Annotated in this window: 9 protein-coding genes; 4 read left to right on the forward strand and 5 right to left on the reverse strand. The window is 45.1% G+C overall.

What is annotated here, in order from left to right; translation table 11 throughout:
- Nucleotides 1-400 (reverse strand): SPFH domain-containing protein (locus tag QZ942_RS00125; RefSeq protein ID WP_292992442.1); only part of this gene is annotated, 400 nt, incomplete at its 3' end.
- 860 nt (nucleotides 401-1,260) lie between these two features.
- Between QZ942_RS00125 and QZ942_RS00130 the strand changes: the two genes are divergently transcribed.
- Both QZ942_RS00130 and QZ942_RS00135 read left to right on the forward strand, forming a co-directional pair.
- Nucleotides 1,261-1,950 (forward strand): OmpA family protein, encoded by a 690-nt coding sequence (locus QZ942_RS00130; RefSeq protein WP_292992444.1) that lies wholly within the window; start codon nucleotides 1,261-1,263, stop codon nucleotides 1,948-1,950.
- Between the two features lie 5 nt (nucleotides 1,951-1,955).
- Nucleotides 1,956-3,176, forward strand: a complete 1,221-nt coding sequence (locus QZ942_RS00135) for an AAA family ATPase (RefSeq protein WP_292992447.1) — start codon at nucleotides 1,956-1,958, stop codon at nucleotides 3,174-3,176.
- 119 nt (nucleotides 3,177-3,295) lie between these two features.
- Here QZ942_RS00135 and QZ942_RS00140 read toward each other — a convergent pair whose 3' ends face one another.
- Nucleotides 3,296-3,469, reverse strand: coding sequence for a hypothetical protein (locus QZ942_RS00140; protein WP_292992448.1), 174 nt, complete (start codon nucleotides 3,467-3,469; stop codon nucleotides 3,296-3,298).
- 31 nt (nucleotides 3,470-3,500) lie between these two features.
- On the reverse strand, nucleotides 3,501-3,905 hold the full coding sequence (locus tag QZ942_RS00145; protein ID WP_292992449.1) for a hypothetical protein: 405 nt from the start codon (nucleotides 3,903-3,905) through the stop codon (nucleotides 3,501-3,503).
- Between the two features lie 405 nt (nucleotides 3,906-4,310).
- Here QZ942_RS00145 and ftsH point away from each other — a divergent pair, with 405 nt between their 5' ends.
- On the forward strand, nucleotides 4,311-6,134 hold the full coding sequence (ftsH, locus tag QZ942_RS00150; RefSeq protein WP_292992450.1) for an ATP-dependent zinc metalloprotease FtsH: 1,824 nt from the start codon (nucleotides 4,311-4,313) through the stop codon (nucleotides 6,132-6,134).
- Nucleotides 6,135-6,160: 26 nt separating this feature from the next.
- Here ftsH and gshB read toward each other — a convergent pair whose 3' ends face one another.
- Both gshB and gshA read right to left on the reverse strand, forming a co-directional pair.
- The gene (gshB, locus tag QZ942_RS00155; protein WP_292992452.1) at nucleotides 6,161-7,108 is read right to left on the reverse strand and encodes a glutathione synthase; all 948 of its coding nucleotides are present in this window, start codon (nucleotides 7,106-7,108) and stop codon (nucleotides 6,161-6,163) included.
- A gap of 7 nt (nucleotides 7,109-7,115) precedes the next feature.
- Nucleotides 7,116-8,414 carry a glutamate--cysteine ligase gene (gene gshA / locus QZ942_RS00160; protein WP_292992454.1) on the reverse strand — a complete coding sequence of 433 codons (1,299 nt, stop codon included), beginning with the start codon at nucleotides 8,412-8,414 and terminating at the stop codon, nucleotides 7,116-7,118.
- 282 nt (nucleotides 8,415-8,696) lie between these two features.
- On the opposite strand from gshA, the gene QZ942_RS00165 reads away from it, so the two are divergent.
- A partial coding sequence (locus QZ942_RS00165) for a monovalent cation:proton antiporter-2 (CPA2) family protein (RefSeq protein WP_292992456.1) occupies nucleotides 8,697-10,222 on the forward strand: 1,526 nt, incomplete at its 3' end.

Here is a 10,222-nt window from a genome sequence, read left to right on the forward strand (position 1 = left end):
ATGCGATAACTGCGGCAATTTCAATCGGACTACCGCGTTCATCGTTCACTTTCAGAACCGGCGTGTTCCAATTATTGATACGCAATGACACGCTTGTTCTGCGATAAAACGGATTGACCCAAAAGAAGCCGCTCTCGCATACGGTTCCGGCATAACTACCGAAGAAAATCATCACGGCTGCTTGATTCGGTTCGAGCGTAAAAAAACCTTTGCAGAGAAATAGCGTCAATGCCAGCAACGCTGCGCCACCGACTAGCTTGATAGGACCGCCCGGCGTAGCAACGAGAAATACTGCAAACAAGAGTACCGGCAGTAATATCATCAACATCAACCAACCATTGGAGCCGGAAATGATTTTCTCATCAGTGCCGATGGCATTACTGTTTGATTTCTGGTTCAAAATCATTCTCCCTTTGAGTTTGTGGATTTCAGTTATTGAAGATCTGTGACGGTTCCTATCAGCGCAAACTTTATTGAACTCGGTTGTGGATATTGCTAAAGATACGCCTGTTATTGCATGCACCCCACAACATTTTCCTGTTATTACTCCCGGAAAAGCCAGGATTGACCGGTTATTAACTTGAGAACTCAGTTCGGCAAGTTAAAATCTGCAGAGATTGGGAGTTGCACCGGTTTAATAATCGACTAATATCAGTATCGGTCTGAATAAGGTGTGACAAAGGCGTTGTAATTGTTGCCATGCTATCAATCTCAATATCATTATGAGGCAGGCTGGATTCCTATTGCAGGTATGAGAAATATAAAAGCCATTTTCTCTAAATTCATTATATCTATAAAGCCACATATTTAATCAAACTCTCTCTCTACAAAATTTACTGGATCAAATAAGATATATTTAAGGGCGCTTCTAAAAAGTCAAGGTTCTAAACAACACAAGGCATGAGCAAAAAATAGTTACGCAGCATATGCATGATATGTAAGGAAACATTTTCCGAGTAACAAAGTGTTGTGACGAAATTTGGATCTTTAGAGATGCCCTTAACAAAGTATGGCACTTTACTTCGATTAACTCATTTGAGGCGAAATTTACACTGGGTAATACAAACTGACTGGCTCGTAATACGCGAGAGACAGAACCGCCGCACAGTCATAGAATGATTTGCGACTATCTCTAAATTCAAGGCCTTTATGGATGGATTCCATTCAGATGAGCAAAGCATTGTTCAATGCGTTAAAATATTTCGATTTTAGTCCGTTAGTATCCGCTTAAGTTTAAATACATATTAAATCGAGTACTTTATGATGCGTTCTATTATTATTGGACTGTCTGTTATATTTTTTTCCCTGACGGCCATTGTCACGTTTAAGGCGCTAAAACTTCCTGTTTACGCAACGGCTTATCAAGATTACCGGTCAGAAATAATGCCTATGCCGGCACCACCTGTTCCTGTTCCTGCGCATGTACCAACCACCGATGCCTTAAATTATTCAGTTGAGGATCAGGATACCAGCAAGGCGCTTGTTAAAGATGAGGAAAAAGCAAATACCCAGTTTGAAAACCAACCGGCAACAACTGATAGCGTTCTTACAGACAATAAAACTGTCGATACTAGATCTCAATCGCGGACCCTGACAATATTTGGTGGCAAAACATTTCTTTCCGGTCAGGATATTATCCAAGATGTTACTTACGCTACGATTGAAAATTTGGTCAAAGAGATATCATCATCTCCTGACAGCCGTATTCTTATAGAAGGGCATACCGACAATGTACCGACCGGTAAACCAGGTAGTGACAATATGGATTTATCGTTGCGCCGCGCTAAAGCCATCGCAAACATCTTGGTGTTACACGGCATCTCGAAGAACCGGATATCAGTCACTGGTTATGGTGATACTCGCCCGATATCTTCCAACACGACCGAAGAAGGCAGAGCAAAAAACCGTAGAGTCGAAGTAAAACTAATGCCGCAAGAAGGAAAAAATTAATGCACATGTACGCACAGCACTTTAATCTTAATTTACTTCCATTCGAGAATGTACCGGATCCAATGTTCTTTTATGATCAGGGAGATCATGCCCGTATCCGCAAACAAATATCCGGATCTTTACAAAGCGGTCGAGGCTTAATCGTCGTAACCGGACCAATCGGCTCCGGCAAGACTACCCTCAGCCAGATGATAAAATCTGACTTTCCCGAAGCCATCAAGGTAATCTGGATGGCTGAACCGCCTGCCAACAGCTCTGATCTGTATCTGTTTCTCGCGCAAGAGCTGGGATTAAAACCTACATCATCTGAGAAAACCTTTGTAATGCGGGATATCAGAAATGCGTTGTTAAAAATAAATTCTGAAGGAAAAAAATGCCTGGTCATCATGGATGAATCGCACCTGATGTCAGAAGATGTTGTCAACGGCATTCGTTTACTGAACAATCTTGAAGAAGGATCGACGAAACTCATCCAGCTACTACTTCTCGGTCAGGAAGAATTGATGGAAATGATCAACAAACCGGAGATGGCGCCCTTTAAACAGCGGATTGCTGCGCTTGAAACACTGGGAAAAATGAATGTTGATAGAGTACTGAAATATATCACGCATCGCATTCAAGTAGCCGGTGGCGCTCCCAACCTGATTTCAGATACCGGATGGGAAGCACTTTCGATCGCATTTAGCTCCGGCGGAACACCACGGACGATTAATTCTCTGTGTGATAGATCATTCAATGTCGCGTATGAACGAGACAAACCAATCGTCGACGCGCAAGATATCTATGAAGCGACACAGAGAATGGGATTGGTTACCGATGTGTTTCATTACATCATCTTGCTCAACAACCGAGAAAGAAAAAAACAGGAATCGCAACAAGCAGCCGAGCAAATAACCGATAGTACTGTTCCGGAAACAGCGCCGCCGCTTGCGAAAGAAAAACCCGTATCATCTATTACCAAGAAAACAGAGCCAAAAAACAGAGTGGCAAATAATCAAACGCCTGAGATTCCTGAAATATCCGGGGCGAAAATAGATGTATCCGAGAAATCCTATGACGATATTGCCAAGACAATTAAGGCCAAATATGAACAAAAAGGTTTAATGGTGCCTGCTACATTACTGGTATTATCAATGATCGCGTTCATGGTCAGTGTTTGGTTCTTTTGTCATCGTACGGACTCTGCAGGATTTCTCGGTTGCCTCATGGATTTACTCAGTTTTTGATTACTGCTTCCTCCAGATAACTGTGCTGTATTGCACTTTGTCAGTAGTCACTATCCAATCACAAAAAAACCCGCCACTTGGGCGGGGTTTCCTGAAACACGGCTTAATCTAGTAGTCAGTCACGTTGAAAAACGAGGATACAAACGTGCCAGTTTGCGACGATCATCCTGAGAGGTGAAGCGCCAATTGACGGAAGTCGCTTTGGCATTGCGGGTATTGATATTTGTCTCTACTTCACGGCGCAGATGATCTTTGTCTGGAATGCGTTGTGTCAGCCGCATGTTGAACAACATAGCCAGCTCGATTTCGGCAATGTTCAGCCAACTAACGTGCTTGGGGGTGTAATGGAATTCCAGTCTTCGCGCTAAATCGTGCGGGTCGTCGCGGTGATGTAAATCCAAGCCCAAGTCCAAGTCCAAGTCCAAGTCCAAGTCTCTTCGGTGCGTATGAGGCGCTCGTGTCTTTTACTGAACCGGTGTCAAGATTCAGCCAGCTAAAGGTACGTTCTTTACCCAGAGACGGGGCAGTAGTAAAAATTTCCTGATTTCCCTGGGACGCAATACACAGGCAGATAAAAGTTAAATATGCTCCAACCAATGCTGTCAGCACTGAGTCAATTTTTTCATGCTCACCATTATTAAAGGCTTGCAAGAAAAACTTTTCAGCTTCAATTGCTGCCTCTGCGCGCAGCCTAGGGGGAATATTTTGTGTATTTAAGGTGTCTTCCAAGATTCGGATCAGATCGGAATGCGGCCAAAAGATATCACTGTTGGCTGTAAATAAACCGTGAGAAAAGCACAATGAGTGGACTCTCGCGGTAAGTCAGTTGCGCGGAAGCCATGCGGAGAGATTGATCGAAATGTGAAAAAATATTGGTGGGTATATAGAAAGTTAACACCGCGCACAGCGGGGGAATGTGTGAAAGGGTGTAAATACTCCAGGAGTTGTGCGAATACCAATTTACCTGATCGAATGATGAGAAAACCACGTAGGAAACCCCCTGGTTTCGCTAAGAATTCACATTCAAATCGGCGACACCCCTAAACATATATTTCCTATTCCGGATTGATCTGTTATATAACTGAATTTCCGAGCACTACTGATTACCCATATACATTTATTAAAGGCCAATCAATGGATAAAAAATCACAAATTAATTTCTGGTTTGTCATCGTGGCGATATTGGGGTTGCTGTTGATACAGAATCTGTATTCGCAATACACGCAAGTAGAACCCATTCCATACAGCCGTTTTCAGCATTTGCTGGAGCAGGGGAGTGTGGCCGAGATTGCGATTACCGAGCACCAGATCTTTGGGACGCTGAAAGAAAAAAACGCAGACGGATTTAAGGATTTTGTTACCACACGGGTGGAACCAGATCTAGCCGAAGTGCTGGACAAGCACAATGTGGTTTATACCGGTGTGGTACAAAGTACTTGGGTGCGCGATTTACTTTCCTGGATTGTGCCAACAGCGATTTTCGTCGGTATCTGGCTGTTTGTCATCCGTCGTATGGGCAGTAGCATGGGTAGCGGATTGATGTCGATCGGAAAAAGCCACGCCAAGGTGTTTGTCGAGAAGGAAACCAAGGTGACCTTTGATGATGTGGCGGGCGTAGATGAAGCGAAAGAGGAATTGGTGGAAATTATCAATTTCCTGAAAAATCCGGCAGATTATGGCCGTTTGGGCGGACGCGCGCCGAAGGGTATTTTATTGGTGGGCCCGCCGGGTACCGGAAAAACGTTATTGGCACGCGCTGTGGCAGGCGAAGCCGGGGTGCCGTTTTTCTCTATTTCCGGCTCGGAATTTGTTGAAATGTTTGTCGGTGTGGGTGCAGCCAGAGTGCGTGATTTGTTCGAACAGGCGCGTCAAATGGCGCCAGCAATTATTTTTATTGATGAACTGGATGCGCTAGGCCGCGCACGGGGCGCTTATGGATTGGGCGGTGGACATGATGAGAAAGAACAAACATTGAACCAATTACTGGCAGAGCTGGATGGTTTTGATTCCAGCAGCGGGATTGTATTGCTGGCGGCAACCAACCGGCCGGAAATTCTTGATCCGGCATTACTGCGTGCCGGCCGGTTTGATCGTCAAGTGTTGGTGGACCGGCCGGATAAAATCGGGCGAGAACAAATTCTGACGGTGCATGCGAAAAAAGTGAAGTTGAATATGGATGTCAAAATTGAGCAGATTGCCGCCTTAACGCCGGGTTTTACCGGCGCAGATTTGGCGAATCTCATCAATGAAGCCACTTTGCTTGCCACGCGGCGTGCAGCCGCATCGGTGACGATGGACGACTTCAATAATGCCATCGAGCGTATCGTAGCCGGTCTGGAGAAACGTAACCGGCTGTTGAATCCTGAAGAGCGGCGCGTGGTAGCATTTCATGAGCTGGGGCATACGATGGTTGCGCTGGCATTACCCGGTACCGATGAAATTCACAAAGTATCCATCATTCCGCGCGGTGTCGGTGCTTTGGGTTACACCATACAACGCCCTACCGAAGACCGTTTTCTGATGACACGCGTGGAACTGCTCAATAAAATGGCAGTATTGCTGGGCGGACGAGCAGCAGAACAAGTGGTATTTCAGGAGGTTTCTACCGGCGCGGCAGATGATCTGGTGCGCGCCACGGACATCGCCCGCGCCATGGTGTTGCGCTACGGCATGAGCGAGGCATTGGGTAATGTGGCTTATGAGCGGGAACAATCTGCCTTCCTGCAACCTAATATACCGATGCCGCAGAATCGCAGTTACAGCGAAGAAACTGCCAACAAGATCGATATTGCGGTGCGTGTGCTGGTTGATCAGGCCCTGGAGCGTGCAATCAATATACTTCAGGCCAATCGCGCTTTGCTGGATCAGACCGCTGAAGCGCTACTGAAAACGGAAACACTCAATCAGCCGGAGATATTCAAGCTCAAGCAGGCGATTATTTCGCAAGCGATGCCATGAATGTGCTGTTGTGTAGGGACGGGGCATTATTTGATGCTGTTCTCTATTGCATCCAGCATCATTCCGGCCACATTAAATCCTGTTAGTTTTGTTATTTCTTGCATACCTGTCGGACTGGTGACGTTGATTTCAGTTAAATAATCACCAATGACATCCAGACCTACCAGCATTAAACCTGATTTGACTAATTCAGGTCCGAGAAATTCTGCGATTTCCTGATCGCGCGCTGATAATGGTTGTGTTCTTCCTGTTCCGCCCGCGGCTAAATTGCCGCGTGTTTCACCGGGTTTCGGAATGCGCGCCAGTGCATAGGGCACAGCTTTTCCTGCAATGAGGAGTATACGTTTGTCTCCCTGAGCTATTTCAGGAATATAACGTTGTGCCATGATTGTTCGTGTTCCGTAGTGGGTCAGCGTTTCGAGAATCACATTGATATTGTGGTCTGCGCTATGCACACGAAATACACTGGCACCGCCCATGCCATCGAGTGGCTTTAATATGATATCTTGATGGCTGCCGAGAAATTCTCTGATTAAATGAGGCTGGCTGGTTACTAGAGTAGGTGCGATGAATTGCGGAAATTTGGCAATCGCCAGCTTTTCATTGTGATCGCGGATACTGCGAGGACTGTTGATTACTACCGCGCCTTGGGATTCAGCCAATTCCAGTAGATACGTGCTGTACACATATTCCAGATCAAACGGGGGATCCTTGCGCATTACTATGGCATCAAACTCATGGAGCGGCGTTGCGGAAATACTACTTGTTCTAAACCAATGTCTATCCTGAAGATCGTCTGTCAAAGTCAGTGTGCGAGAAAAGCCTGTAACAATATTCTGGTTCAGTACAATATCCTGCTGATAAAGCACATGAATCTGATGGTTTCTGCTAACCGCTTCACAGATCATTGCAAAACTCGAGTCTTTACTGGTTTTGATGGAATCCAATTGATCAATAACAAAAGCGAGTTTCATTCTAATTTTAGGCAGGAAGTGCTGCTTTTATTTCAGAATGGTCTTGTTCTAATTCTAACGCGGCGGCTAGCAGGGCCAGACGCGCAACAACGCCGTATGCATAGAAGCGGTTTGGAATGGAATTGGGTTGTGCTGCGGTTTTAGGAACCAGGCATGTAGTTTCAAATGCCAGAGGAACAAAATACATGCCGGGAGCATTAAGGTTCTCATCGACACCACGCCCGGTATGCACCCGGTAAAATCCGCCGACAACATAGCGATCGATCATGTAAATGACGGGTTCTGCAACCGCCTGGTTAATATTTTCAAATGTATAAACACCTTCCTGAACCAGGACATTTGAGACTTGTAAGCCTTCTTTAACCACAGCCATTTTGTTGCGTTGCTTGCGATTCAGCTTGTAGATGTCGGATCCATCTTTAACCGTCATTATCCCCATACCATAAGTACCGGAGTCGGCTTTGACAATAACGAAGGGATCTTCTTTGACATCATACTGTTGATATTTTTTCTTAATAATCGAGAGAATTCGATCAATAGCACTTGCTACACATTCTTCGCCTTGTTTCTCGCGAAAGTTAATTTCGCCGCATGAAGTAAAACGAGGATTGATCAACCAAGGGTCGATGCCGATCAAATCAGAAAATTCTTGCGCGACTCGATCATAGGCGGCAAAGTGATTGGATTTCCGTCGTGTTGCCCAGCCTGCGTGTAAAGGTGGAATAACAATTTGATTCAGATTTTGTAGTATCTCCGGAACACCTGTTGACAGGTCATTGTTAAGGAGTACAGCACAAGGCTCAAAGTTGCTGACGCCTAATTGATTGTTTTTGCGTATGATGGGTTCAAGGGTAATGGTTTGCCCGTCTGGAAGATCAATTTGTGTCGCGATCGTAACTTCGGGTAATAAAGTACCAATGCGTACATTTAAGCCAGCATGCTGCATAATACTTTGCAATGTTGCGATATTTTGCAAGTAGAAGGTATTGCGGGTGTGATTTTCTGGTATCAAAAGAATGCTATGAGCATCCGGACATATCTTTTCGATGGCACTCATCATCGCTTGTACACAGAGCGGAATGAATTCCGGATTAAGGTTATTAAAACCGCCCGGAAACAAATTCGTATCAACCGGTGCCAATTTAAATCCGCTGTTGCGTAAGTCGACCGAGCAATAAAAAGGGACCGTGTGCTCACGCCATTTGGTTCTTAACCAATGTTCAATGGTTGGCATAGCATTAATGATGCGATTCTCAAGATCAAGGATAGGGCCGCGCAGGGCAGTAGACAGATGTGGTATTGGCATTTCTATATGAAGTATTAATCCAAAGCCATTATAGCATTATGTATTAACCCGGATATTGCATGAATTCGCGCGATGATCACGCATGATATTGGTTTCACAAGGGATTTTTCGAAGAAATGGTGTAGTTATTCATACACCTGACTGAGACAAATTCCTCGTGGAATCAAGAGACAAGTGAGGGCGTGTGCAATTCATGCAATATCCGGGTTAAGTAGATTGTGGCGAGCCCGATCCTGAAGTATCTTACGTTTTTCTACATTTAAAATAGGTCATTCACGATTTATGCTTAACCCTCTGCAACCCGTACTCATCTTGTTGGCCATCGCAGTTTTGGCTGTGGTTGTTTTTCGTATGCTGCGTTTGCCTCCCATGTTGGGTTATTTGCTGGCGGGTGTCGTTATAGGGCCGCATGCTTTGGGCTGGATTCCTGAAACCGATGAAACTCGTCATTTGGCGGAGTTTGGGGTGGTATTTCTGATGTTTAGCATCGGTCTGGAATTCAGCCTGCCAAAATTGTTGACCATGAAGCGCATTGTGTTTGGATTTGGTACAGCACAGGTTATATTCAGCATTCTATTGGTGATGGCGATCGTATGGACGCTTGGATTGGATTGGCGTATCGGGCTTGTATTAGGGGGCGCTTTGGCCATGTCTTCTACCGCTATTGTGATCAAAATGCTGGCAGAGCGGGCTGAACTCAATTCTACACATGGCAGGCAGGTGATCGGTGTATTACTTTTTCAGGATCTAGCAGTTATCCCATTACTGATTATTATTCCTGCGTTGGCAACCGAGGTTGATAGCGATACGAATGATTTTAGTTTGATGCTTGCTATTGCTTTATTCAAGATAATCACTGTATTGACATTTATCCTGTTTTTAGGACATAAGTTAATGCGTCCATGGTTTCATTTGGTTGCCCGCCAGAAGTCCTCGGAGCTGTTTGTTCTCAATGTGCTATTGATTACCCTGGGTCTTGCATGGTTAACCGAATTGGCAGGATTGTCGTTGGCTTTAGGAGCATTTCTTGCAGGTATGCTTATCTCTGAAACGGAATATCGCTATCAGGTCGAAGACGATATTAAGCCTTTCCGGGATATTTTATTGGGTTTGTTTTTTATCACGATTGGCATGTTATTAGACATGCAAGTAGTGATAGAAAACTTCCTTTGGGTGTTTGTGATTCTAGCGGCGCTCATTCTATTGAAAATAATCGTGATAGCAGGATTGTCACGCTGGTTTGGAACAGATTCTGGCGTGGCGGTTAGAACAGGAATGAATTTGGCGCAAGCTGGGGAATTTGGGTTTGTTTTACTGGCACAAGCAGGCGCAATGGGATTGATCGAAAGCTCAGTTCTTCAGCCCGTCCTAGCGGCCATGGTTTTATCGATGTTTGTTGCGCCTTTCCTGATTGAATATAGCGAACCGGTGGTTCACCGTTTTTACGGATCAGAATGGATGTATCGAGCCATGCAGATAACCTCCATTGCCGCGCAAACTATGGTGACACAAAGCCATGTCATTATATGCGGTTATGGGCGAAGTGGGCAGAGTATATCGCGTATATTGGAGCAGGAATCGATACCCTTTATTGCTTTGGATCTCGATCCGCAGCGCATACATGAAGCGGCTAACGCGGGAGAATCGGTTGTTTATGGTGATGCGGCGCGACGCGAAGTATTAATTGCTGCCGGTTTGATGCGTGCAAAAGTTTTGGTTATCAGTTATGCCGATACTGTTTCCGCTTTAAAAATTTTAAGACATGTTCAGGAATTACGGCCAGAGTTATCTGTGGTTGTCCGGACACG

Source organism: Nitrosomonas sp. (assembly GCF_021731985.1).
In the GTDB taxonomy this organism is placed as follows: domain Bacteria; phylum Pseudomonadota; class Gammaproteobacteria; order Burkholderiales; family Nitrosomonadaceae; genus Nitrosomonas.